Raw genomic sequence first — 384 nt, 5'->3', positions numbered from 1 at the left:
TACGTTTGAGAATCAACTGGGAGGGATGGTTTCGCTACTTGAACGGCCCTCTGCCGCGGCGCCCAACGGCACCAGGCAGACGACTGCAGGGTCCGGCGATGACGCGCCTCTGACGCCCGCAAGCCGTTTTGCTAAGTTCATTCCGGCACCCAATGCGGCGCCAAAGGTAACGAATGGCCGCAAGGTCTGGTCCAACTACCTCTATTGGCGTCGCGGCGAGCAGGGTTGGCGCTACACCTTCGTTGAAGGGTTCGAGGGTCAAGAGGAAGACTTTAAGAAACGCGTTGCCACTAACTTTCCGATTAGAGAGTCGTTTCCAAAGTGGTTTAACGAACAGGTCCAGCAGAACGAATTCGAAGCGCAACTGGAGTTTCCCGGCCATCG

The 384-nt window shown here is 56.8% G+C and carries 1 protein-coding gene; it reads left to right on the top strand.

The window, feature by feature from the left end:
• Window positions 1–384 (top strand): hypothetical protein (locus EJ063_RS20945; RefSeq protein WP_158676020.1); only part of this gene is annotated, 384 nt, incomplete at both ends.

Source organism: Vibrio aquaticus, assembly GCF_003970385.1.
Classification (GTDB): domain Bacteria; phylum Pseudomonadota; class Gammaproteobacteria; order Enterobacterales; family Vibrionaceae; genus Vibrio; species Vibrio aquaticus.
Note: the sequence above shows the minus strand (reverse complement) of the source record. Positions and strands in the feature narration are given on the sequence as shown.